The organism is Ruminococcus sp. B05, assembly GCF_003628495.1.
Lineage (GTDB): Bacteria > Bacillota > Clostridia > Lachnospirales > Lachnospiraceae > Schaedlerella > Schaedlerella hominis.
On the sequence record NZ_RBZR01000024.1, the window covers coordinates 1 to 25,263 of the forward strand.

The 25,263-nt window shown below is 38.7% G+C and carries 23 protein-coding genes, 1 tRNA gene and 1 other annotated feature; of the genes, 7 read left to right on the top strand and 17 right to left on the bottom strand.

Features of this window, described 5'->3' with window-relative positions:
• Positions 1-93 precede the first annotated feature (93 nt).
• From tyrS to D8Q48_RS13945, 6 genes are all read right to left on the bottom strand, one after another.
• Positions 94-1,317, bottom strand: coding sequence for a tyrosine--tRNA ligase (tyrS, locus tag D8Q48_RS13920; RefSeq protein ID WP_121056896.1), 1,224 nt, complete (start codon positions 1,315-1,317; stop codon positions 94-96).
• 206 nt (positions 1,318-1,523) lie between these two features.
• Positions 1,524-1,768, bottom strand: a binding site (T-box leader).
• A gap of 100 nt (positions 1,769-1,868) precedes the next feature.
• Positions 1,869-2,645 carry a tRNA pseudouridine(38-40) synthase TruA gene (truA, locus tag D8Q48_RS13925; RefSeq protein ID WP_121056898.1) on the bottom strand — a complete coding sequence of 259 codons (777 nt, stop codon included), beginning with the start codon at positions 2,643-2,645 and terminating at the stop codon, positions 1,869-1,871.
• 16 nt (positions 2,646-2,661) lie between these two features.
• Positions 2,662-3,486 carry an energy-coupling factor transporter transmembrane component T gene (locus D8Q48_RS13930; RefSeq protein ID WP_117990926.1) on the bottom strand — a complete coding sequence of 275 codons (825 nt, stop codon included), beginning with the start codon at positions 3,484-3,486 and terminating at the stop codon, positions 2,662-2,664.
• On the bottom strand, positions 3,479-4,327 hold the full coding sequence (locus D8Q48_RS13935) for an energy-coupling factor transporter ATPase (protein WP_121056900.1): 849 nt from the start codon (positions 4,325-4,327) through the stop codon (positions 3,479-3,481). The genes D8Q48_RS13930 and D8Q48_RS13935 overlap by 8 nt, the downstream gene beginning before the upstream one ends.
• A 14-nt stretch (positions 4,328-4,341) precedes the next feature.
• On the bottom strand, positions 4,342-5,205 hold the full coding sequence (locus tag D8Q48_RS13940; RefSeq protein WP_118738286.1) for an energy-coupling factor transporter ATPase: 864 nt from the start codon (positions 5,203-5,205) through the stop codon (positions 4,342-4,344).
• Positions 5,206-5,413: 208 nt separating this feature from the next.
• Complete coding sequence (locus D8Q48_RS13945; protein WP_022074637.1) at positions 5,414-5,932, bottom strand: peptidylprolyl isomerase; 519 nt, start codon at positions 5,930-5,932, stop codon at positions 5,414-5,416.
• A 262-nt stretch (positions 5,933-6,194) separates the two neighbouring features.
• On the opposite strand from D8Q48_RS13945, the gene ugpC reads away from it, so the two are divergent.
• From ugpC to D8Q48_RS13970, 5 genes are all read left to right on the top strand, one after another.
• Entirely contained in the window at positions 6,195-7,307 is a 1,113-nt protein-coding gene (ugpC, locus tag D8Q48_RS13950; protein WP_118724972.1) for a sn-glycerol-3-phosphate ABC transporter ATP-binding protein UgpC, read from the top strand.
• 150 nt (positions 7,308-7,457) lie between these two features.
• The gene (locus D8Q48_RS13955) at positions 7,458-8,366 is read left to right on the top strand and encodes a helix-turn-helix domain-containing protein (protein ID WP_121056902.1); all 909 of its coding nucleotides are present in this window, start codon (positions 7,458-7,460) and stop codon (positions 8,364-8,366) included.
• A 1-nt stretch (position 8,367) separates the two neighbouring features.
• Complete coding sequence (locus tag D8Q48_RS13960; protein WP_121056904.1) at positions 8,368-8,868, top strand: hypothetical protein; 501 nt, start codon at positions 8,368-8,370, stop codon at positions 8,866-8,868.
• 107 nt (positions 8,869-8,975) lie between these two features.
• On the top strand, positions 8,976-9,770 hold the full coding sequence (locus tag D8Q48_RS13965) for a threonine/serine exporter family protein (RefSeq protein WP_330514695.1): 795 nt from the start codon (positions 8,976-8,978) through the stop codon (positions 9,768-9,770).
• Positions 9,771-9,824: 54 nt separating this feature from the next.
• Positions 9,825-10,274: a threonine/serine exporter family protein gene (locus D8Q48_RS13970; RefSeq protein WP_022074632.1), complete on the top strand. Its 450-nt coding sequence runs from the start codon at positions 9,825-9,827 to the stop codon at positions 10,272-10,274.
• A gap of 96 nt (positions 10,275-10,370) precedes the next feature.
• Here D8Q48_RS13970 and D8Q48_RS13975 read toward each other — a convergent pair whose 3' ends face one another.
• The 5 genes from D8Q48_RS13975 to D8Q48_RS13995 form a co-directional block, all read right to left on the bottom strand.
• The gene (locus D8Q48_RS13975; RefSeq protein ID WP_118688835.1) at positions 10,371-11,336 is read right to left on the bottom strand and encodes a carbohydrate kinase; all 966 of its coding nucleotides are present in this window, start codon (positions 11,334-11,336) and stop codon (positions 10,371-10,373) included.
• Between the two features lie 150 nt (positions 11,337-11,486).
• Entirely contained in the window at positions 11,487-12,971 is a 1,485-nt protein-coding gene (locus D8Q48_RS13980; protein ID WP_121056906.1) for a glycoside hydrolase family 32 protein, read from the bottom strand.
• 25 nt (positions 12,972-12,996) lie between these two features.
• Positions 12,997-14,676, bottom strand: coding sequence for an ABC transporter substrate-binding protein (locus tag D8Q48_RS13985; protein WP_121056908.1), 1,680 nt, complete (start codon positions 14,674-14,676; stop codon positions 12,997-12,999).
• A gap of 21 nt (positions 14,677-14,697) precedes the next feature.
• Positions 14,698-15,594 (bottom strand): carbohydrate ABC transporter permease, encoded by an 897-nt coding sequence (locus D8Q48_RS13990; RefSeq protein ID WP_172697009.1) that lies wholly within the window; start codon positions 15,592-15,594, stop codon positions 14,698-14,700.
• A gap of 16 nt (positions 15,595-15,610) precedes the next feature.
• The gene (locus D8Q48_RS13995; protein ID WP_117990900.1) at positions 15,611-16,549 is read right to left on the bottom strand and encodes an ABC transporter permease subunit; all 939 of its coding nucleotides are present in this window, start codon (positions 16,547-16,549) and stop codon (positions 15,611-15,613) included.
• Between the two features lie 222 nt (positions 16,550-16,771).
• Between D8Q48_RS13995 and D8Q48_RS14000 the strand changes: the two genes are divergently transcribed.
• Positions 16,772-17,797, top strand: coding sequence for a substrate-binding domain-containing protein (locus tag D8Q48_RS14000; RefSeq protein ID WP_117990897.1), 1,026 nt, complete (start codon positions 16,772-16,774; stop codon positions 17,795-17,797).
• A 62-nt stretch (positions 17,798-17,859) separates the two neighbouring features.
• Here D8Q48_RS14000 and D8Q48_RS14005 read toward each other — a convergent pair whose 3' ends face one another.
• From D8Q48_RS14005 to D8Q48_RS14015, 3 genes are all read right to left on the bottom strand, one after another.
• Positions 17,860-18,588, bottom strand: coding sequence for an NAD-dependent protein deacylase (locus D8Q48_RS14005; protein ID WP_121056910.1), 729 nt, complete (start codon positions 18,586-18,588; stop codon positions 17,860-17,862).
• A 55-nt stretch (positions 18,589-18,643) separates the two neighbouring features.
• Entirely contained in the window at positions 18,644-19,231 is a 588-nt protein-coding gene (locus D8Q48_RS14010; RefSeq protein ID WP_118688828.1) for an HD domain-containing protein, read from the bottom strand.
• A 316-nt stretch (positions 19,232-19,547) separates the two neighbouring features.
• Positions 19,548-20,117, bottom strand: a complete 570-nt coding sequence (locus tag D8Q48_RS14015) for a DUF6465 family protein (protein WP_207723245.1) — start codon at positions 20,115-20,117, stop codon at positions 19,548-19,550.
• A 238-nt stretch (positions 20,118-20,355) separates the two neighbouring features.
• On the opposite strand from D8Q48_RS14015, the gene D8Q48_RS14020 reads away from it, so the two are divergent.
• Positions 20,356-20,439, top strand: a tRNA-Leu gene (locus D8Q48_RS14020).
• Positions 20,440-20,555: 116 nt separating this feature from the next.
• On the opposite strand, the gene D8Q48_RS14025 is transcribed toward D8Q48_RS14020, so the two are convergent.
• The 3 genes from D8Q48_RS14025 to D8Q48_RS14035 form a co-directional block, all read right to left on the bottom strand.
• Positions 20,556-22,787: an alpha-galactosidase gene (locus D8Q48_RS14025; RefSeq protein ID WP_121056912.1), complete on the bottom strand. Its 2,232-nt coding sequence runs from the start codon at positions 22,785-22,787 to the stop codon at positions 20,556-20,558.
• 15 nt (positions 22,788-22,802) lie between these two features.
• Entirely contained in the window at positions 22,803-23,915 is a 1,113-nt protein-coding gene (locus D8Q48_RS14030) for an aminoglycoside phosphotransferase family protein (protein ID WP_118688827.1), read from the bottom strand.
• A 63-nt stretch (positions 23,916-23,978) separates the two neighbouring features.
• A complete protein-coding gene (locus tag D8Q48_RS14035; RefSeq protein ID WP_121056914.1) occupies positions 23,979-25,241 on the bottom strand; it encodes a Gfo/Idh/MocA family oxidoreductase in 1,263 nt (420 codons plus the stop codon).
• Positions 25,242-25,263 lie beyond the last annotated feature (22 nt).

Consider the following 25,263-nt stretch of genomic DNA (forward strand, 5'->3'; position numbering starts at 1 on the left):
AGTTTTCTGGCTTTTTGTTAACAAAAAGCCAGAAAACTCCGTCCCCCATTGGTCTCCCCGTCCCCGTTGGTCTGCCCCCGTTTGGCACTAGTTCTATTTCACAACTACTTTACGGAAGTTTTTCTTTCCTTTTTTCAGGACAATTCCTTCTCCTGCAAATTTATCTTTTTCAATTGTCGCATAGATATCTGTCACTTTCTCACCATCTACTGCAACTCCGCCCTGCTGTACAGCACGTCTTGCTTCTGATTTTGAAGATACAAGTCCACTCTTAGCAAGCAATGTAAGAATATCAATTGTTCCTTCTGTCAAATCTTCTTCTGTTAATTCTGCTGTTGGCATATCAGCTGCATTTCCCTGGCTGAATAATGCACGGGCGCTTTCCTGTGCACGAACTGCTTCTTCTTCACCATGAACGAGTTTTGTTAATTCAAATGCAAGGATTTCTTTTGCTTTGTTCAACTGGCTTCCTTCCCATGAATCCATTTCATCAATCTGCTCTAACGGAAGGAATGTCAACATACGGATACATTTAAGTACATCAGCATCCGCTACATTTCTCCAATACTGGTAGAAATCGAATGGAGATGTTTTGTTTGGATCAAGCCAAACAGCACCTGACTGTGTTTTTCCCATCTTTTTACCTTCTGAGTTCAGAAGCAGTGTGATTGTCATAGCACTTGCATCTTTACCAAGTTTACGACGAATCAGCTCTGTACCACCGAGCATGTTTGCCCACTGGTCATCTCCACCGAACTGTAGGTTACATCCGTAATTCTGGAATAACTCATAGAAATCGTAGCTCTGCATGATCATGTAGTTAAATTCAAGAAATGTAAGTCCTCTTTCCATACGCTGTTTGTAACACTCGTGTGAAAGCATACGGTTTACGCTGAAATGTGCACCTACTTCGCGGAGTACTTCGATGTAATTCAAATCCATCAGCCAGTCAGCATTATTTACCATCAATGCCTTACCTTCTGAGAAATCAATGAATTTACTCATCTGCTCTTTGAAACAGTCACAGTTATGCTGAATCTGCTCCGGTGTCATCATCTGACGCATATCAGATCTTCCTGATGGATCACCGATCATAGCTGTACCGCCACCAATCAATGCGATTGGTTTGTTTCCTGCCATCTGCAGACGTTTCATCAGACATAATGCCATGAAATGTCCTACGTGTAAGCTATCTGCTGTCGGATCAAATCCGATGTAAAATGTTGCCTTTCCGTTGTTGATCAAATCAGAAATCAGTGCTTCGTCTGTAACCTGTGCGATCAGGCCACGTGCTTGTAATTCTTCGTAAAGTGTCATGTTTGTGTTCTCCTTTTATATTATATTTTTGTAATTGTGTTTCTGCGTTTCTGCGACACTACCTCGCTCAAGTGTTCATAACAATGTAACACCATCGTCACTAGGTTCGATAGAACCTCACCAAGTGTCGAGGTGTGTGTTCTCACTAAGCTCGATAGAACCGCGCTAAGTGTTCACAACAAAAAACGTCCTTACAATCAACTAATTGTAAGGACGAGTATTATTCCCGTGGTACCACCTTTATTCACAACAGATTCACATCTGCTGCCTCAACAGCAACTATCATTGCCTTAGCATGTTAACGTCTGCCAGTCCGTCGCAGCCTACTTGTTATCCGTTCGGTGCGCAGCTCCGAGATGTATTCATAGCTAATCGTATCATGCGCCTCTCATCACCCGGCAGCTTTCTGTTTTCACTCATTGCTATTACTTGTTCTCTTCTATGCCTTTGTCATCTCTGTTGCTTATAGTAACGTATACAGACGGACCTTGTCAACCCCTCTGTTTTAAAAAGGTGTAATATTTTCGTTCCCGAAAATATTACACCTTATCTTATTTCTCATATTCAATCTGCATCAGCATCAGTCCCTGCGGCGGTGCTGTCACACCTGCTGCCTGTCTATCTTTCGCCTCCAGAATCTCTTTCACCTGCTCTGGCGTATAGAACCCACGTCCAACACGCAGAAGCGTCCCGACAATAATCCGAACCATATTATAGAGAAAACCATTTCCCTTAATTCGAATTGTCAGCTCTCGTCCGGCCGCATGCCCATTTCTCGCATAAGCACATTCTGACTCCAAAACTTCCAATTCGTAAATTGTTCTGACCGTATCTTCCACATTCGTCCTAATATTGCAAAAGCTTGCAAAATCATGTTCGCCAAGCAAATATTCTGCCGCTTCACGCATTTTCGCAACGTCCAGTTTATATGAAACAAAATATGTGTTATGTCTCTTTGTAGGATCTGGAACCTCTGTATTCAAAATATGATATTCATACGTTTTCACAATATGATCCTGATATCTCGGATGCCAGTCGGATGGTACTTCTTCTGATTTTACTATCACGATATCATCCGGAAGTTTTTGATTCAACGCATAAGAAAATCGGTCCGGCGGAATCGGCGATTTAGTATCAAACACCGCCACATTTCCCATCGCATGCACCCCAGAATCGGTCCGGCTTGCACCAATGATGACAATGTTTTCTCCTGTCAGTTTTGACAGTTTTTTGTTCAATACCTCTTCAATCGTAATTCCGTTTGGCTGTATCTGCCAGCCACAATAATCGGTGCCGTCATAGGCAACTGTTAATTTTATTCTTCTCACTACTTATACTCCATTTTTAAAAGATCCATACTTTAAATGGAATGAAATGTCCCACAATGATAACAACCACAAGATAAAAAACTGAAAATGTATATGCCAGATAATCTCTTTTTTCATAAACCAGTGGTTTCATCTTCGTTCTGCCTTCACCACCGCAGTAACATCTTGATTCCATTGCCATGGCAAGGTCATTTGCTCTTCTAAATGCAGAAACAAACAACGGCACTAAAATCGGAACCATTGCTTTTGTTTTCTGAATAATATTTCCACTCTCCAAATCCGCACCACGGGCAATCTGTGCTTTCATGATCTTATCTGTCTCTTCCAAAAGGATTGGAATAAAACGAAGTGCAATTGACATCATCATCGCAATCTCATGAACCGGAACATTTATTTTATTAAGCGGTTTTAATACGCTTTCAATCCCATCTGTCAGGGAATTTGGTGTTGTCGTCAGTGTCATAAGTGAAGATCCGACAATCAGATAAATCAAACGGATTGCCATAAACACGGACACTCTAAGCCCTTGTTCTGTAATTGTAAAAATCCAGAAATGTACCAGTGTCTCTCCGCCTTTTGTCAAAAATAAATTCATCACAACCGTAAATAACAATAAAATAACGATTGCCTTCAAGCCTTTGAGCATAAATTTGAGCGGAACTTGGCTTGCTTTGATTACAATCATTAAAAATATGGTTGCAACTGCATAACCAAGCAGACTGTTCTGTACAAACAACGATACTAAAAATATCAGCGTACAAATAATCTTCACCCTTGGATCTAATCGATGAACCGGACTTTGTGCAGGGTAATACTGTCCTATTGTAATATCTCTAATCATGGTAACACCTCATTATCTCGTCTGCTGCCTCTTCGACTGTTGTGGCATCTGTACGCACATCCAGCCCTCTTTCTTTTAAGTCATGCATAATATACGTCACCTGCGGAGCTGCAAGTCCAATCTGTTCCAGCTCTTTATAATGTGCAAATACAGCTTTCGGCTCCCCGTCAAACATCTTCTCTCCATGATTCATTACAATAATTCTGTCCACGTAACGGGCGATATCTTCCATACTATGAGATACAAGAATTACTGTCATATCTGTTTCTTTATGAAGTCTTGCTATCTGATCCAGAATATCATCCCGTCCCTGCGGATCCAGTCCTGCGGTTGGTTCATCCAGCACAAGAACTTTCGGTTTCATAGCCAGAACTCCGGCAATCGCCACTCTTCGCTTTTGTCCTCCCGACAATTCAAACGGTGATTGACGATAATATTTTTCAGGAAATTGTACAAGTTCCAGCGCTTCCTTTGCACGCTTCATACAATCGTCTTCTGACAATCCTTGATTTTTAGGTCCAAAACAAACATCTGTCAGTACATCTACTTCAAACAACTGGTGCTCTGGATACTGAAATACAAGTCCGACCTGTGTTCTAAGTGTTCGCATATTATAACCGGCTTCATAAATGTTTTTACCCTCATAATATAGCTGTCCTGAAGTTGCTTTGATCAATCCGTTTAAATGCTGGATTAATGTAGATTTTCCTGAACCCGTATGTCCGATAATTCCTACAAACTGCCCCTGTGGGATTTCCAAATTAATATCCTTCAATGCATGTCTTTCATATGCATCACCTGGATTGTAAATATAATTTATATGTTCCAGTTTTATTGACATTGGTTTCTCCATTTCTATGCGTCTTTTTTCTGTGCTTTCATAATATACCCTACCAGTTCTTCACGATGCAGTATTCCCTTTGGAATATCCATTCCTCTCTTTCGAAGTTCCTCTGCAAGCATCGTAACCTGTGGCACATCAAGATGATATTTTTTCAATTCATCGACCTGACTAAAAATCTGTCTCGGTGTTCCACGCATCACCACATGTCCGCTATCCATTACATATACCCAGTCTGCATCTACTACTTCTTCCATATAATGTGTAATTAAGATAACTGTTACATTTTTTCTTTTACGAAGTTCATGCACTGTACGAAGCACTTCTTTTCTTCCATTCGGGTCTAACATGGCTGTTGGTTCATCCAACACAATACACTGTGGCTCCATCGCGATTACACCTGCAATTGCCACACGTTGTTTCTGTCCGCCTGATAATTTATTTGGTGAATTTTTACGATATTCCAACATACCTACAGCCCTGAGACTGTCTTCTACTCGCTTCCATATCTCATCCGTCGGGACCCCTAAATTCTCTGGTCCAAATCCGACATCCTCTTCTACGACAGTTCCAATAATCTGGTTATCCGGATTCTGAAATACCATCCCGGCTGATTGACGTACATTCATCAGCTCATTCGGATCCTTCGTATCGCGCCCGTTCACCCACATCGTCCCTCCTGTAGGAACAAGAATTGCATTCATATGCTTTGCGAGTGTAGATTTTCCAGAGCCATTATGTCCAAGAATCGCAACAAACTGTCCAGGTCTGACATCTATATCCACACCATCTACCGCTCGATGCATTCCGACTACATTGCCCTCATCATCTCGTTTTTCATATTCATAAACAAGCTCTTCTGCCTGTATCATCTCCATAAGGCCATAACCTCCATTATTTATTTACCTTATATGGCACATATGCTTATTGTTTACCTGCAAAAGGCAATCAGTAAACATTCATGTTCCTTATTCTAAAATATGAAGGCTTTTTTGTAAAGCATTCTCCGAAAAGAGACGAAAAAAAGCTCCCGTTCTACAACTCTCATCATAGAAACGGCAGCTCCTCTTATCTTTGACACTTTACTTAAGCTCTTTCTGGCTCCTGATATTCTTCGCCGAATGTCTCAACTGTAACCTTCTTCATCTTCTGTTCTTCCAGTGGACGGTCACTGTAATCTGTTGCTGTCTCAGCAATCTTATTTACAATATCCATTCCTTCTGTGATCTTACCAAATGCTGCATAAGCGCCATCCAGATGTGGTGATTTCTCATGCATGATGAAGAACTGTGATCCTGCTGAATCCGGATGCATTGCACGTGCCATAGAAAGCACTCCCGGATCATGTTTCAGATTATTCTCGAATCCGTTCTGTGAAAATTCTCCTTTGATTGAATATCCCGGACCACCCATACCTGTTCCGTTCGGGCATCCTCCCTGGATCATAAATCCACGGATAACACGATGGAAGATCAGTCCATCATAGAATCCTTTCTGAACTAATGATACAAAGTTATTCACTGTATTAGGAGCGATCTCCGGATACAGTTCTGCTTTCATAATGTCTCCATTCTCCATCTCAAATGTTACGATTGGATTTGCCATAATCATTCATCCTCTTTTCTACCTTACTCTGAACACTTAAAATAAGGTGTTCTAAGGCTCATTGTAACGGATTCTTATCTTTCCGTCAAATATTACTGCATCTGGGCATTCAATTTCTCCTTATGGTTAAAATGTACATCCATCTCTTATTTTTTTGGTTACTCGTTACATTGTTCATTTCCCGCTTTATTTGTATACTTATCTCAGAACAAAACAAAAACTTTTAACACTCATTACTATATTTTTAAGGAGGCTATTTCAAATGGCAAGTTTATCATTAAGAGGAATTGAAAAAATATATCCAAACGGATTTCACGCAGTAAAAGATTTCAATCTTGAAATCGAAGATAAAGAATTCATCATTTTCGTAGGACCATCAGGATGTGGTAAATCTACTACACTTCGTATGATCGCAGGTCTGGAAGACATTTCCGGTGGTGTTCTTGAAATTGACGGAAAGAAAATGAACGATGTAGAGCCTAAAGACCGTGATATCGCAATGGTATTCCAGAACTATGCTCTGTACCCACATATGACAGTATATGACAACATGGCTTTCGGTTTGAAACTTCGTAAAGTTCCAAAAGATGAGATTGATAAAAAAGTTCGCGAGGCTGCAAGAATCCTTGACCTTGAAAAACTGCTTGACCGTAAACCCAAAGCTCTTTCCGGTGGACAGAGACAGCGTGTTGCTATGGGACGTGCTATCGTTCGTAATCCTAAGGTATTCCTTATGGATGAGCCTCTTTCAAACCTGGATGCTAAGCTGAGAGTTCAGATGCGTATCGAGATTTCCAAACTGCATGAGAATTTAGGTGCTACGATCATCTACGTTACACATGACCAGACAGAGGCTATGACACTTGGTACAAGAATCGTTGTTATGAAAGACGGAATTGTTCAGCAGGTAGATACTCCTCAGAACCTTTACAATTCACCATGTAACCAGTTCGTTGCCGGATTCATCGGATCACCTCAGATGAACTTCATGGATGCACTTGTTAATGTAAATGGAAATGATGTTACATTAACAGTAGGTGAGCATGTATTAAAAGTTCCTGCATCTAAAAAACAGGCTCTGATCGATGGCGGTTATGATGGAAAAACTGTTGTTCTTGGTATTCGTCCTGAAGATGTACATGATTCACAGGCATTTATCAGCAACTCTCCTGACAGCGTGATCAAATCTAAGATCAAAGTTTATGAATTGCTTGGTGCAGAAGTATTCTTGTATTTCGACTTAGAAGGAACTCAGATGACAGCACGTGTTAATCCACGTACAACTCTGAGAACAGGAGATGATGCAATCTTCGCTCTTGATATGGAAAAGATTCACCTCTTCGACAAAGATACTGAGTTGACGATTACAAACTAGTAGTTTATTATAAAAGAAAGAGTTCGCCCTGTAATCACAAAGAATCAAGCGATTACGAGGTTACATATAAGAGAGGGGTTGTACTTTTGTACAACTCCTCCCTTTGTCTCTTTATCTGCAACACTTAGTGAGATATAAACGGAGGCTTTCATGAAACATAGCACAGAACTTGAACATGCATTAAAAAATCTCAGACAGCTTACAGGCATCACCCTGGATGTAAAAGCTGATACAGAAGAAGAGGAAATTCAGGCACTCACACAGATACGTTGTCTTTGTAATGCTTATCAGGAAAAATATAACAAGACCCATTTTTTACAGGGGCTTGTAACCGGAACGATTCCGATATATGATATTTTAGAAAGAGCTCCTCGACTGCATATCAATCTTGAGGAACGACGTATTCTGTTTTTATTAAAGACCAAAGGTCCTCTGGATGAAATAATTCCGGAGATTTTAAAGAATCTGTTTCCGCCACAGACGCACTCTTATCTGGTTCCTTTAACCGAATCCAGCATGGTCGTCCTTCGTCCTGTGAAGGATTCGGAAACAGAAAACGATTTTTTACAGATTGCACGTACGATTGTCGATACACTGAATATGGAGGCTCTCTCTTTTATCCAGGTGGCTTACAGTGGATGCTTTCATTCCCTTACGGAATGCTCAGAAGCTTATAAAAGTGCCTATCTCGCTTTAAAGGTTGGAAATTTATTTTATTCAGAACAAACAGTATTTCCGTATAACCGGCTTGGAGTCGGGCGCTTGCTATACCAGCTTCCAATTTCAATCTGCGAAGGATTTTTACATGAAGTATTTGGTGATGATATTCCTGATTCATTTGATAACGAAACAGATATAACAATTACCAGATTTCTTCAAAACAACCTGAATATTGCCGAGACTTCCAGACAATTACATATGCACCGCAATACACTTATTTACCGACTTGACCAGGTAGAGAAAAAGACAGGTCTCGACCTTCGCAAATTTGAAGATGCTATGACCTTCAAGCTTGCAAGTATGGTTATAAATTATTTATATTCAGAAAGGAATTCTTAACATGAATGACACTTATTATGAACAACTGGTAACTTGTAAACCAACCGGAAAGACTGCACTTTTACGTGTACTTTCTTTTCTCCCAATCCTGATTCTTATCCTCTTTGGATTTCCGTTTTTAGGATTGTTTGCATTTATGTTAGCTGCTTTATATGGTGTTCTTGCCTATTACTTCATCTTTCCTCGTTTTAACGTGGAATATGAATATGACTTGTTAAACCACGAACTCGATATTGCAGCAATTTACAGCAAAGCAAATAGAAAAGACAAGCTTTCTATTGATATTCAGCATGCAGAAATTATAGCACCGAAAAACTCTCACAGACTGGACTCTTATCACACAACAAAACGCTATGATTTTTCTTCCGGAAATGCAAATGCCAACACATATGCTATCATCATTACATTGAATCAGACCCTCTGTACTGTCTTGTTCGATCCTGATGATGAAATGCTCCGACATATGAAGGGTTGGATGGGAATGAAATTATTTCAGGATTAATTGTAAAAAATGTGCTATAATCTTAAAAGATGCGGATACACTTCGGATTCTATTTCCGTTTTGTATCCGCTTTTTTGTAAAACAAGAATAACTGGGGGAAATTTATTTTGGAAACTTTTGAAAAAGAAGACAATCGAATGGCATTGAACACAGCCGCTCTTGCAGGCGATATCCTGCTGGAAAGCGGTGCTGAGATTTCTCGTGTAGAAGAGACAATTAACAGAATTGCCCGTGCCTATGGTATTGAATCTTGTGATCCTTTTGTCTTAAGCAGTGGATTCTTTCTCACTGCTGACAGCAATTCTGATCAGAACTTTGCCTGGGTAAGACACATTCCTCTGAGTGCGACACGATTAGATCGTGTTACAGCCGTCAACCAATTATCCCGCGAAATTGAGCAGGGTATTTACAGTCCCACTGAAGCATATCAGAAGCTCCGGGCAATCCAGAAAACACCGGCAAAGGCCAAATGGTGCCAGATTCTTGCTTCCGGTATCGGAAGCGGATGCTTTTGCTATCTGTTTGGCGGTGATGCTATTGATAGTATTGTTTCTTTTATAGCCGGACTGCTTTTATATGTCTATTTATTATGTCTTGTAAAAGGACGCCTCTCAAAAATCGCAACAAATATTTCCGGCGGTATGGTCGTAACTTTAATCGCTGTACTCATTTACCAAACGGGGCTTGGACATCATTTAAATGAAATTATCATCGGTGCTATTATCCCATTGGTTCCCGGTGTTGCCTTTACAAATGGTATCCGCGACATTGCAGACCAGGATTATATCGCCGGAGCTGTTCGAATGCTGGATGCTCTTCTTGTTACTTTCAGCATTGCCATGGGAGTAGGACTTATTATAATCGGATATCACCAGATTGTCGGCAGTATGCTTCTTCCTTAAAATTTAATCAGTATGACACTCACCACTTATATTTACAAAGGAGACCTTTGCGTTATGTCTATGCATTTATTTTTTGAATTTCTTAACGCTGCTGTTGGTACAATGGCGTTTGCCCTGCTTTTTCAAGTACCAAAACAATATTATGTAAACTGCGGTATAATCGGCGGATGTGGATGGCTTTGTTATAAATTGCTTCTTTCTGGATGCGGACTTTTCGCTTCTACCTTTTTTGCGACCGTTCTTGTCGTTTTCCTCTCCCGCCTCAGTGCAGTTTATCGCCATTGTCCGGTAACAGTCTTTTTGATTGCCGGCATTTTCCCGCTGGTTCCAGGAGCCGGCATCTATTGGACCGCCTACTATGTAGTGACAGACCAGCTTGCCAAAGCTTCTGCCCGCGGATTTCTAACCTTAAAAATTGCCGTTGCAATTGTACTTGGTATTTTGTTTGTTTTTGAATTTCCACAAAAATGGTTCCGCAGGATTGCCTCCCACGAAACCATATAAATGACTTTTGCGAGGATGCGCAGTGATTCTGATAAGAATATGTCAGCTTCGCTGACCAGAATCACGCGCCAAGTCTCACGGACGTTCGACTTGATATTACATCCTTTCGTCCAGCAGATTCTGAACCTCATCTCTTGTCGGCATTACGCGCAGCGCACCTTTTCTTGTTGTGATCACAGATGCTGCCGCATTTGCAAACGTCAGCATTTCTTTCAGATTTTCTTCTTCTAAACCTTCCATTCCATGTTCACAGATATAATGTAATACACAACCACAGAATGTATCTCCTGCCCCTGTCGTCTCAATTGTATCTTTCTGAAGGAATGGTTTTACCTCTACCATAATTCTATTATAATATGCACGGCTTCCTTCTTTCCCCATAGATACAAGAATTAGCGGAATCTGATATCTTTCTCTAATCCAGTTCACACCCTCAGTATAATCTTCTTCGCCAGTCAGCCACTGAATCTCATTGTCTGAAATTTTCAAAATCTGACAATGTGCTAATCCATATAACACCTGTTCCTTTGCCTCATCCAAAGAATTCCAAAGCGGAGGACGTAAGTTCGGATCAAAGGAAATAAGTGCACCGGACTCTTCTGCGATGCGAATTGCCTCTTTTGTTGCTTCACGTACCCCTTCATGTGTCATAGATAATGTTCCGAAATGGAAGATTTTTGTTTCTTTGATAAGTTCTTCACAAATTTCTTCTTTATTCAGCATCATATCTGCTCCCGGATTTCGATAAAATGAAAAATCTCTGTCGCCATCCGGATAAGTATGCACCATCGCCAGTGTTGTATGGATTTCCTTGTCTGTGCATAATCCAGAAGCATCAATCCTAACTTCTGTTATCGCATCTCTCAACTGTTTTCCAAAAAAGTCTTCCCCAACTTTTCCGATAAATGCTGTCTTACGTCCAAGTTTTGTCAACATTGCAAGTACATTGCACGGAGCGCCTCCCGGATTTGCTTCAAAAAGTGGGTTTCCCTGAGCACTTTTTCCATTTTCTGTAAAATCAATTAATAATTCTCCTAATGCCACTACATCATATTTCTTCATCACTTTCTCCATTCTGCCGTCATAAAACGACTACATTTCTTCTATCATCGATACTATGCTCCTATACTACAAAGGAGATTCCCATTCCAGGAATCCCCCTATCATTATCCATGCATTTTCAATCTCAATGTAAGTTCAATCATGTATTTTCTAAATCAGATCATATTTCACTACATCGATTTTAGCTGCACCATCAGCAAAGAACGAAATTCCTTTTGCCTCTTGTTCTGTAAATATAACTGCAGACATAACCTGCTCGCCATCATTAATAAATATTTCTGCACTGAATCTGTCAAGAATCACACGAAGCTTTAATTCATTTGCATCTCCATTTACCAGACATCTTCTCTGATGAACCAACGCTCTTTCGGTTCCTGAAAATTTTCTGTCAATTTTCAATACAGACTCATACGGGCGGAAACTCAATTCTGTATGGAATTTCTCATTCTGTGCAAAACGTAATGCGAATTTCTTATATACATTTTCTTTATCTTCCGGACGTATCACGAGTTCCATGTCGATGGTTCGTCCTTCGACGCGATCTAATGTGATCGTATCATTATCTATTACTACATCATTGTACTCAACTCTGTTTTTGCGCAGTGCATCGAGTTCTTTGATTGGAGTTTGATAAAGTCTTCCATTTTTCACAGACAGTTCTCTTGGCAAACTCATTTGTGCAAACCACTTCGAATCATTATCACGATGAGCCAATGTGTCCCAGTTCTGCATCCAGCCAATCATAATTCTGCGGCCGTCCGGTGCTTTCACCGTCTGCATTGCATAAAAATCAATTCCATAATCCACAGACTGAGCGAACTGCTCTTTTAAGGTATATGTATCCTTGTCCAGTTCTCCTATGATACATAAAGTGCCGTTTCCGTTATGATATTCCAAGCCTTCCGGCAACATATCCTGCGGACTTGTCAGGAGAATGTGTTTTCCATCCAGTTCAAAGAAATCCGGACATTCCCACATTTTTCCAAAACGTTTCTTATTTTCTGCAAGGATGCTGACAAATTCCCAGTCAAATCCATTTGCACTTCTGTAAAGAAGAATCTGTCCGCTTCCATCTGCCGGTCTGCTTCCGATCACACAATAGAAGTTTCCATCTTTTCCTTTCCAGATTTTTGGATCACGGAAATCTACTTTACTTGCACCTTCCGGAAGATTCTTTTCTGTTAAAACCGGATTCTTCTCGTATTTCACATAATCTCTTCCATCTCCGACAGCTACCGCCTGTGTCTGTATATCTCTTTTACTTCCATCTTCTAATGTTTCATGATCTACGGCTGTATACATAAGCAATTGTCTACCGTCATCCAACTCTATTGCACTTCCCGAAAAACATCCAATCTTATCGTAATCTTCGTCAGGAGCAAGGGCTACCGGGAGATATTTCCAATGTAATAAATCTTTACTTACCACATGCCCCCAATGCATGCTGTCCCAATGTGTACCATATGGATTATACTGATAAAATAAATGGTATTCACCCTGATAATATGAAAATCCATTCGGATCATTCATCCAGCCAATATACGGACTTATATGAAAAGCCGGTCTGTCTTCTGCTTTTATCTGCTTTCCCTGTTCATCTTCATATTTTCTAGCCTTTTCTAACATCTCACTCATCCAAATTCTCCTATTGTTTGTATCGTTATTTTTCTTCACTCAATGACTCCTGATACTGATCAAAGTATTTCTGTTTAATTGAAAGATAATCAGAAAGTCCATACTGTTCCATTTTCTTCAGATAGGAATCCCACTCTTTTTCAATTCCTCCATTCAGAATCCAGTCTGCTTTCTTCTGTTCTGCATATTTTTTTATATCTGTATCGTACTGAGATACTTTATTCGTATCATCAATGCTCATAAACACATTTGGATAAACATATTTACTGTTCATATCCTGTAAATAAGTTTCATGCATATTATCCAAACGCCATTTTGCATCTTCTGGCTGTGTTACATATACATCATAATATTCATTTAAAACTGCAAGAGGACCATTTACCGATTGTGCCTCACGCACTTCTACCGGAGACTGTTTTCCAAGATCCATATGCTTTAGCATTTTTCCACCATCTTTGTTTGTAGACAGTTCAAAAATGTTAAAGGAGTCCTTTTCTCCATAAGTTCCCCAGTTATTCTGTGGTGATTGAAGTGGTGCATACATCTGGTCAATCCATGCAGCAGCAAGTGCTGTATTCCGACAACTTGATGTAAGAACACATCTTCCACGGTCAAATCCACTTGTTTCACTGTTGTTCTGTCTCGTGATATTTCTCATGCCATTCGGCCCCGTCAGCGCCGGTAGCATCACATAATCTTCATTGTTATCAATATTTGCAATGTCCCATGTAAAACAGAGACCATATCGATGGTTCTTACCTTTTGCTACATAGGTAGACCACTCTTGTGTAAATGCTTCTGGGTCAACTAAATCCTCTGTCACAAGTTTATGTAACCATTCAATTCCTTCTTTATAACCTTCCTGAACAGTTGTGTAAATAACTTTTCCTTCATCCGTTACAGCGAAATGATCTCCCGTATCTCCATAACCTTTTCCAAACCCATTGATTAAAATTGCCGGATCTTGGTCTCCATTATTGATAATAAATGACATTGGAATCACATTACCTTCAATTGAAAATTCTTTTTCAAGCTCATCTGCATGATCACGGAATTGAATCAATACCTGTTCCAATTCATCTGTTGTTGTCGGAATCTCAAGTCCTAGATAATCCAGCCATTTTTTGTTAATATATGGAATATCTCCGATTGCCTGAATGGCTTCTTTCCCGGCTCCAAGCTGTTCAATCCAAGGGAATGAATAAATATGTCCATCTGGTGCTGTACACATTGTCCTATATTCTGGATATTTATCAAATACTGCCTGTAAATTCGGCATATATTTATCTATCAGATTTTCCAATGGGATAATGATACCCTGCTTTGCATAACGCAATAGATCATAATCGCTCATACCTGCATTGAATAATCCGTCCGGTAGATTTCCAAATTGAGCAAGTGCCAGATTTTTCTTATCAGAAAACTGATCCGATACAAAACAAGTCCAATCAATATGAACATTCGTCTGCTCTTCCATTCTCTGAAAGATTACTCGTTCATTTGGCTCCTGTGTTGATGTAGCCGGTGCACTTGTAATAAATGAAAGTTCTGCGGTTTCCTTCAATGGAAACTGCACTTCCGATACAGGTGTATCCGGATCAATTTCAGCTGCAAGCTGCTGCTCTTTTCCACATCCTGCAACTCCTACCATCATCGTCATAGACAGTACAATTGCAAGTAATGCATTTACTTTTCTTTTCTTCATATCTGTATCGTTCCTTTCTTATTAGCCTTTTACCGATCCAACCATAATTCCTTTATCAAAGTACTTCTGGAAGAATGGGTACATTACTAACAGTGGTAAACTTGATACTACAATGGTTGCATATTTGAGCTGTTCTGCTATTTTTGCCATTTCCGCTGTGCTCTGAATATCGGCAATCATGCCCGGCTGTGGTGTATTCTGTACTAAGATAGAACGGAGCACTAACTGTAATGGCTGCAAATTCGCATCATTCAAATAAATCATTGCGTCGAAATAACTGTTCCACATTCCAACGAAAGACCAAAGCGCCAGTACTGCAATGATTGGCTTACATACCGGAATCATAATTTTAAAGAAATGTTGGATTTCATTCGCTCCATCAATTGCAGATGCTTCTCTTAATTCTGTTGGAATTGACTGATAATAAGTTCTTGCAAGAATCATATTCCATACATTAAATGCTCCTGGAATCAGGATTGCCCACACTGTATTAACCATATGCAGTTGATTGATCAAAATGAATGTAGGAATCATTCCACCGCCAAAAAACATAGTAATTAAGAAAATAATATTAAAAATCTTTCTTCCTACAAATTCTTTTTTGGACAGCGGATACGCTGCCAATAATGTCACAAAAACAGAAATAACTGTAAATGCAAGTGAATACAGGAAGGAATTTAAAAAGCCACGCCAGATCATTTCATTCTCTAATACTCTTCGATATGCATCTAATGTCCAGTCCTTAATATTAAAACTCAATCCCTGGTTATTCAAAACAGTCGGATCCATAAAGGATGCAAGTACTACATAGATAATCGGTATTGCTATAGAAAGGACGAATAAACCAAGAATGGTAAATCCGATTCCAAGGATTACTTGGTCTGTCCTTGAATATTTTTTCTTCTTTTTTTTCTCCATCTCTTCTCCCTCTTTTCTATAATCCTTCTCCGTCATTCAGTTTCTTAACAACCCAGTTTACAAAGATCAACAAGATAACATTTACAACCGAATTGAATAGACCTACCGCTGTCGAATATCCATAATCTCCGTTCAGAAGTCCAATACGATATACATATGTAGACAGGATTTCTGATGCCGGCAAGTTCATGTCTGTCTGTAAAGCATATGCTTTTTCAAAACCTATACTCATAATGTTTCCGGCCTGTAAAATAAACTGAATTACAATAATATTTTTAATTGCCGGCAACTCTACATACCAGATCTGCTGCAGAAGATTAGCTCCATCCATGATCGCTGCTTCTTCCAGCTCCTTGCTTGCATTTGCCAATGCTGCTGTATACATGATAGATGACCATCCTGCTGCTTGCCAGATTCCGCTTGCAATATAAATTGTCCGGAATGCAGAAGGCATTGTCATCCAGTTTGTGCTAATTCCGAGTGCTTTATTCAACGGTCCTACAGGTGATAAAAGCATGCGAACCATACCGCAAAGTACGATGACTGAAATAAAATTCGGCATATAGATCAAAAGCTGAACTTTCTTTTTAATCCCTGTCTTACGGATGCGATTTAGAAGCAATGCAAGAATAATCGGAACCGGGAACCCCCACAACAGTCCATAGATACTCAATTTTAATGTATTCATCAGATAATTCATAAAATCTGGTGAAGATAAAAATCGCCTAAAATACTCAAGTCCTACCCATGGACTACCTAGAACTCCTTTTATTACATTGTAGTCTTCAAACGCTATCAGGAGACCACCCATTGGGAGATACTTAAAAATAATTGTCAGTAAAAGCCCTGGCATTAGGAAGAAAAGATATAACTGCCAGTTTTTCTTCATATAAATCATCTTTTCTCTCCACGTTCGTTTGCTTACGGACTTTGCTTGATTTTGCATTCTTTTCATGCACTTGTTCCTCCATTCCTTTAACTTTACGAAAAACCGGTTACGTAACCGGTTACTTTGTAGTTTGATATTACTATATTCTTCTCTTTCTGTCAACACTTTTGTGCGCTAAAATAACCGGTTACGAGACCGGTTATTTTAGCATTGCATTTTTCCATGAAAATTGCTATACTGAAAGATATTATTAACCATCAGCCATCATATTGAAGGAGATTCAATTTTATGAGTAAAAAACAGGTAACTTTTGCAGATATTGCGGAATACACCAATTTTTCAAAAACTACAATATCAAGATATTTCAATCACCCGGATTCACTGACAGTTGAAAACCAGGAAAAGATTTCACAGGCTCTTGATACACTTGGATATAAAAAGAATAAGCTGGCAAAGGTTCTGGCAAATGGAAAAAGCGAATTTATCGGAATCATTGTTCCAAACCTTTACCTGCACTATTATTCTGAGATGCTGACACAATTCCTTTCCAGCTACAGTGATTATCACTATAAATTTCTTGTTTTCGCCAGTGAACATGGCGCTGAAGAAGAACAACAGTACATTGAAGAACTTCTGTCTTATCAGATTGAAGGACTGATTGTTTTAAGTCACACTCTTCCATCTGAGAAACTTGCTTCCTATCAGATTCCTGTCATCGCGATTGAACGCGAAGCAGAATATATCAGCAGTGTCAATACTGATAACTATATGGGTGCACTTCAAGCTACTTCCCTGTTGATTCGGGATAAATGTGACATATTAATTCATATAAATGTCAATGTGAATAAATCCGCCCCGGCTTATGACCGAATCCGGGCCTTTCAGGCTACTTGCGAAGAATATCATGTTCCGTATGATATAGATCTTAGTGTAGAAGGTGATTCTTATCATGAGATTTTAAACGTAATCCGAGAGATTTTCAATAAAATAGAAGCAAAATACCCCAATCAAAAAAAAGGTATCTTTCTTGCGAATGATACCTATGCTAATATGTTTCTTAATTTAATTTTCCAAAAATATGGAACATTTCCTTCTACTTATGAGATTGTTGGATTTGACAACTCTCCGATTGCCAGCGAGGCAATCCTTCCGATCACAACCATCGGCCAGCAGATTGATGTGATTGCAAAGACTGCCATGGATCTTCTTGTCCAACAGATGGAAGAGCAGAAAAAGCGTGTTCCCAAACCATTAGGTGAACCTGTTCATAAACAAATTGCCCCTGTATTAATTCGCCGTAATACAACAAAATAATTTATTTTTCATGATTGAGAACGTTGCAAATTTAACTGCTTTTAATATCACATGCAAATAGCTCAAACAAAAATTTTCTCCATCACTTCTCCAATTGGGGCTGAAATCGTCAAATTCGACCGCACAGCCCTTCCGGTCTCCGATTTATTGATCACTGCCAAATATTTTCCATTGAAGTAATCAATAAATCCGGCCGCCGGATATACGACCAATGAAGTGCCTCCAATGATCAACATATCTGCCTGGCTGATTGCATTTACAGCACCTTGGATCGTTGCAGAATCCAATCCTTCTTCATAAAGAACAACATCTGGTTTAATAATCCCTCCACATTTTTTACATCTTGGTATTCCATCAGAACTTTTCACATATTCCGCATCATAAAATTCATGACAATCCATGCAATAATTTCTCATAATACTTCCATGTAATTCATATACCGTTTTGCTCCCTGCCGCCTGATGCAGCCCGTCGATATTCTGTGTTACAACTGCCTTCAGCTTTCCTGCTGCTTCCAACTCTGCAAGCTTTCTATGTGCCGCATTCGGCTTCGCATCCAGCATCATCATTTTCTCTTTATAGAATTCGTAAAAAGCTTCTGTATGCTGTATAAAAAAAGAATGACTCACTACTTGTTCCGGTGAATATTTATAAGACTGATGATAAATACCATCCGCACTTCTAAAATCCGGGATTCCACTCTCCGTCGATACTCCTGCGCCTCCAAAAAAGACAATATTCTGACTTTCATCTATCATCTTCTGTAACTGTTCTATTTCTTTCTCATACATCACATATCACCCCTTGTATTAATCTCCTGCACGTCTATAAAGTGCCCAACTTACATTACTCATCCAAAACATGACCTGCCTGAATGTGCTTATCTATTTTATCTTGCATACACTTCCAGATAGTCGCAGATGTTTCTTCTACTTTTTCATTTCTTTTATAAATTTGTGATTTCTTCACTTGATGCTCTGTCCAACTAATTCCACCAGCGGCATCATTTAACAATAATGGCTGGAAATTATCAAGCAAATGTGCATACTTCGCCTCTGCTGTCTCGTACGCTTCAAATTCTTCCCACAAGGCTTTCAAATACATTCCTTGATCTTCCGGTAACATTCCGAAAATATGTTCAGCTGCCTTTCTTTCTCGCTCATCCTTTGTTTTTGCACCTTCCTCATCATATGCATAGGTATCACCGGCATCAATCTCCACCAGATCATGGATCAGTACCATTAACATTACTTTTGATACTTCAACCGGTTCCTCTGCGTATTCCTGAAGCAGGTATGCCATCAATGCGATATGCCAGGAATGCTCTGCATCATTCTCCTTGCGTGATGCATCTGAAAGCGGTGTCTGACGTATAATCTTTTTTACTTTATCAATTTCCAGAATGAACTGGAGCTGTTGTTCTAAGCGATTCATTTTATAGTCCTCCATTACTTTTCTATTCAAGTCGAACGTCCGTGAGACTTGGCGCGTGATTCTGGTCAGCAAAGCTGACATATTCCTATCAGAATCACTGCGCATCCTCGCGGAGCGTTTATCTCAGTCGGAGATTGGACTCCCACTGAGACAAATTTATTATTACTCACCACCTGAAGAGGTGGGAGTCTTCTCGACTGAGATAACTCTATCTTACTCCTTTTGTCGTATGCATGGCAACTTAAAAAGGAGAAATGATATCCTGTCAATATCACTTCTCCTTTTATGTATGTTCTTACACTTTTCTTATTTAATCTTACAGTTCAACTCTACCTGTTGTATCTCCGTTGATTACATAGTAAGCTGCTGAATCTTCTGGTTTTAAGTAAATCTTAACGTCTTTCAAATCGCCAACTTTATTCTTAAGAACTTTTGTCCAAACGTCTTTTACTTTCTGGAAGATTTCTTTTTCTGTATATTCTTTTCCTGCGAACTGAAGGAACATCTCTGTTTTTACTTCAGCTTTCTTTGCTGTTGTCTTCTTTGCAGGTGCTTTCTTTGCTGCTGTTTTCTTTGCAGGTGCTTTCTCTTCTTTTGCCGGTGCATCTACAAGAACTGCTGCTTTTGTCTCAATTCCTTTTGTTGTATCTTTCTGAGTTGAGATTGCCTTTGGAGCTGGTTTTGCTTCTACCTTCTTAGGTTCTACTTTTTTAGTCTCAACTTTTTTAACTTCTTCTTTTACTGTCTCTGTTGTCTTTGTTTCTTTTATAGAAGATGTTGCTGCCTCTGCTGTTGCCTCTGCTGCTGTCTCATTCTTTAACGCTGTCTGTTCTGCTGTCTTTAACGCTTTAGCTGCTTTTTGCTCTTTTAATGTTTTTCTTGCCATTACTTGTTCCCTCCTAATAAATATTCAAGTATTCTGACTCGATTTCATTTTTTGCTACAAGTGTTATTGTACCTCATTTTATTAAAAAGGTCAAAAAAATAACAATAATTTTTACATTCCTACTTTTTTTCTAAATTTTCTGATTTTTTATATTATTTGAACAAATTAACTTTTTTTATTTTTTTAGAGTTTTAGGGTTTACAAACTATCCAATTATTGATATACTATCACTTGTCGAGCGGAAGTGGCGGAATGGCAGACGCGCTAGATTCAGGTTCTAGTGGGAGTTTATCCTGTGAGAGTTCAAGTCTCTTCTTCCGCACTAGGCAGAAACCCATGTGAATGCATGGGTTTTTTATTTTGCAGAACCAGACAGGGACGGGGATTTCCGGCTTTTTTTCTACGAAAAAAGCCGGAAATCCCCGTCCCTGTCTGGTTCTATATGTTTTTTTCTCTTAAAATATAAATCCTTGATTCAAAATCCGTACAAGGTATCGCATTCCCTGGAACTTGACCTGCTGTAACATCCGTTGTAATAAGACCAAGATTCATCAATTCATCCCCATAATGCTCCGTCTTTGCTAATATATTATCATAGAGCTTATTAGGATCAAGCCCCTGAAGCTTAATTCTGCTATATGGTTGATTTACTCCATTCAACACTCGATAATATCCTACAAGTGCTGTCGTTTTCTCTTCATTAACTACCATCCAAATGGTTTCATTTCCCTCAAATGGACTTTTCAATCTGTAAAATGTTCCAAATTGTATCAACTGACGATACTTTTTCATAAATAAAATTTGTGCCTTTACCTCTTCAATTTCAGTATCAGATAATTTATTCAAATCCAACTCGTAACCAAATGTTCCAAAATAGGCCACATTTGCTCTTGTATGTAACGGTGTATTTCGAAACACCTGATGATTTGGTATTACAGACACATGACTTCCCATGCTGCTGATTGGATAACACATCGATGTTCCATATTGGATTTTCAATCTTTCAATAGCATCAGAATCATCGCTTGTCCATCCTTGTGGTGCATAATAAAGCATTCCCGGATCAAATCGTCCTCCTCCGCTTGCACAAGACTCAAATAAGATTTTCGGAAATTCCGATGTCAATCTTTCATACAAATCATACACTCCAAGTATATAACGATGGAATATTTCTCCCTGTCGTCCTGCTGGATAAGCAATGCTATAACACTCTGTAATGCTTCTGTTCATATCCCATTTTATGTATGAGATCTTTGCATTCGAAAGAATCTTTGAAATCATTGTATAGATGTAATCAACAATCTCTTTTCTTGAAAAATCTAATACATATTGATTACGTCCATGTGAACTCGTTCTTCCCGGTGTTTGTAAGATCCAATCTGGATGTTGACGATATAGGTCTGAATCCTTATTTACCATTTCTGGTTCAATCCATAAACCAAATTGCATACCAAGATTTTCTATGCGATCTGCCAGACCTTCAATCCCATTCGGAAGCAATTCCTTGTTTACTATCCAGTCTCCCAATCCGGCACTATCATTTCTACGTTCACCAAACCATCCATCATCAAGAACAAATAATTCGATACCGCATTCCTTTGCTTTCTCTGCAATTTTCACCAAACGTTCTTCTGTGAAATCAAAATATGTTGCTTCCCAATTATTGTTCAATATTGGTCTGACGCGATCACGCCAATACCCTCGTGCAAGACGCTTTGCATATAATTTATGAAAATTCTGACTCATCTCATTAAGTCCATTATCCGAGTAAAGCATCACTGCCTCTGGCGTCTGAAAACTTTCTCCTGATTCTAATTTCCAGTCAAATCCATTTGGATTAATTCCTACTGTAACTCGCGTCACATCATGTGTATCTACTTCTGCCTGAATCCTAAAATTACCGCTATAAATGAAACTGAATCCTATTGCTTCTCCCTTAGATTCATCTGTATTTTTTCTTTTAAGAACCATGAACGGATTCTGTTCATGCGAAGAATTTCCACGCATGCTATCAATTGCCGTAATGCCCTGTTCCAAAGTCCTCATCTTCACGTACCGTTCTCTAGCCCATGCACCAGACAGTTGCATCCAAACATAATCTTTATCCGGAAGATCCAGATTTAAACTCATTGCTGTAAGCAAATGTACCGGCATTGTCCCTGTGTTTTTTATACAGACACTTCTGGCAATCGCACTGTATTCAGAAAAGATCGTATACAGCAATTCCACTACAATCCCCGTAAGAGAATCTTTCAAAAAGATCTTAAGCGTCATCGCTTCTTCTTCAGTTTCTGTATAAGTAGACGGAAGTCCCTGAAGTTTTGGCTTTCCTGGTAAAATCTGATATCCATCATATTTAAATTCTGAGATTCTGCTTCCATTTTTCTGTAATATTTCAATCGCAGGATGACGATAGTCCGTTGTCCCATATACCGGATATTCCTGTCGAATATGCTCCAATGAGAAACTTTTGTTCCCTTCATATACATAGGAAGTCATCGGACGTTCTATTTTCTCTACCAGATAAGAAAAATCCTTTTTATCATGAATTTTCTTTCCAAAATAAATCTGGCCCATATGTCTGTTTTCTAACACACACATAATGTAGCTTATTTTATCATTATATAAATGAAATGTCTTTGTCTCTTTATGAAATACAATATTTCTCATATATATTTTCCCTTGTTATTGGTATTTTTCAACAATCTTCTGCATTAAATCCCATTTCTTTTCCATGTCTGCAACAAGCTTAAATTGTGTTCGACATCTATCCAGATTATGGTCTTCTCTATGAATCTTAAAATAATGATCTCCTTCAAGATAATCCGTCAGGAATCGTATTCCGCATTCAAAAGTCATCACCTTAGCTCCCATTGGCAAAAGTTCTATTTCTTTTGTTGTCAATTGTTCTCTACATTCTTCAAGAAAACCTTTAGTATAAAGTTCAAATAACTCCATACTACAAGTAACCTTCTCTAAATCTTTTTCATCCTCTGCTGCTGTACTCGCACCAAAGCGAATAGAATCGCCAAAATCATTCATCGCCAGTCCTGGCATAATCGTATCTAAATCTATTACACAGAGTCCTTTTCCTGTAGCGTAATCTATCATAATATTATTTAACTTTGTATCATTATGTGTTACTCGTAATGGGATCTCGCCTTTTGCCAATAGTTTTCCAAAAACACTTGCTATTTCTTCACGCTCAAGGACAAACTGAATCTCCTTTTGTACTTTTGCTGCACGTCCAAAGCTATCTTTTTCAACAGCCTCCTTAAATGCATTCAATCTAGATTCTGTATCATGAAATCCCTTAATTGTTTCATTCAGTGTTTCTGCCGGATAATTTGACAATAATTTTTGAAAATGTCCAAATGCTACTGCGCTTTCATAAAAATCTTTCGGATTTTCCACAAGATCATAGCTTGTTGCATCTGTAATATACTTATAAGATCTCCAGTACTCTCCCTTGGAATCCACAAAATAATATTTTTCATCTTTTGCCGGAATCAAATTTAATGTTTCTCTCTCTGGATCTCCTCCATTTTTCTTTATTATTTTCTTTAAGTATGTTGTGACTCCTTCAATATTCCGCATTAATTCAACTGGGTTAGTAAAAATCTCTTGATTCACTCTTTGCAAAATCACTCTTATTGATCCCATTTTTCCAATCTCATACATCAACAAATATGTATCATTGATATGGCCACTTCCATAGGGCTTAATACTGATAAGATTACCTTCAAACTGAAATCCATTAATTGCTTCTTTCAACTGTTCTTCTGATACTCTATTCATCACTTACTCCCTTCCCATAAATGCTGAGGATAAATTCCTTCATCATTTTATGTTTTTCATTTTCTATTTTGTCTCGTAGGCACTGTATTCTTCAAAATCAATCACAGTTTTTCTAATTCTGGCCTCTTCAGCTGCAAGAGCCATCAAATGACTTGCCACAGAAACTGACGCATCTGTTTTTCCTGTTTTTCCTTCTCCAACCATACGAACAAACTCACGCATCATATTCATATCACTTCCGCTATGTCCCTTTGAAGGTGTATGAAGTTGAATCAAATCATTTGTTCCACTTACAAAATCTATGATTTCTATTGTTCCTGCCTCCATATCACCTTTTAATTCGCCTTTAGTTCCCATAATTCGAATTCTTCTTGCGCACTGATTTGTAAACGCTGTCATCAAAAATGAAGCTGTAACTTGGTTTTCAAATTCGATATCTACTGTCTGATGATCCACAACTGTATTATCAGAATGGAACACACATCTTCCATAAGGTCCTTTCTTTAACTCCTCTAGGACATGTTCTGAATCTGCCTGATCAGTTACTGCATATACCAGTCCGTCTTCCACAGCTTTCGGATGTTCTAAGTAAAAACGTGGTGCATAAAACGGACATTTATCTCTATGTTCACATCCGTCCATGCAATATCTCGGTGCATTTACAGGTGCATTTTCTTCTGTAAAATATGTAAGTTCTCCAAAAGAACTAATTTTTTTACACTTACTATCAGCTAACCATAACATAATATCCATATCATGACAGCATTTCTGCAATATCATTGGACTTGATTCTTCTTTATTTCTCCAATTTCCTCTCACAAAGCTATGTGCATGATGCCAATATCCTACTTCCTCAATATGCTGAATTGACATCATTCTTCCAATTCTTTCCTCGTCTAAAATTTCTTTTATTTTTGAGAAAAAAGGTGAGTAGCGCAAAACATGACATACTGATAATATTCGATTATATTTCTTTGCCATTGCTCCCATTTTTACAATTTCGTCTTTATTTGGAGACATCGGTTTTTCACATAAAACATGATATCCTTTTTGCAATGCCATAGTAACCGGTTCATAATGCATTTTATCCTGTGTACAAATCATAGCACAATCTGCAATTTTGTCTTGTTGTAATAATTCTTCATATGATTCATACTGTAGCTCTTTTGGAATATTATGTTTTGCCGCAAAAAGTTCTCTACGTTCTTGGTCTGGTTCTGCCACAGCTACCACTTTAAATTCATCTGGGTGATCCAATGCATACTGAGAATATACATAGCCACCCCTCAATCCTGCCCCAATCAAAATACTGGTTACCTGCTTCATCGTTTTTCTTCCTTCCTCATTC